The organism is Mesorhizobium sp. M8A.F.Ca.ET.181.01.1.1 (assembly GCF_004792025.1).
Lineage (GTDB): Bacteria > Pseudomonadota > Alphaproteobacteria > Rhizobiales > Rhizobiaceae > Mesorhizobium.
This window is the reverse complement of the sequence record NZ_SRTV01000336.1, coordinates 1-281: the sequence shown is the minus strand read 5'-3', so window position 1 is coordinate 281 and position 281 is coordinate 1. Positions and strand designations below refer to the sequence as shown.

At 64.8% G+C, this 281-nt stretch carries 1 protein-coding gene; it reads right to left on the bottom strand.

Annotation, left to right across the window (positions count from 1 at the left end; translation table 11 throughout):
• The coding region (locus EN824_RS34860) for a hypothetical protein (RefSeq protein ID WP_210236411.1) at positions 1 to 244 on the bottom strand (244 nt) is incomplete at its 3' end.
• Positions 245 to 281 lie beyond the last annotated feature (37 nt).

Genomic DNA, 281 nt, shown 5'->3' with positions numbered 1-281 from the left:
GTTTGACGGCGCGATAGTGATAGGAGGGCACCCGATGCTGGGCCGCAACCGCAGACAGTCCGCCTTTGCCTTCCGAGCACCAGCCGAGGCTGCCGGCCAGCACGATCCGCTCGGGCTCGTCCAGACTTTCGATGAAAGCGCGCGCCGCCAGCCGCACCCGTTGCTCGTCGAGCCCGTATTGCAGCAGCACGCTTTGCACGGGGTCTTCCAATGCCTGGGCGTGCAGATCGATTTCCTGCGCCATGCCCTCGGTTTCCATCGAGACGTTGCGTTGATGGCCG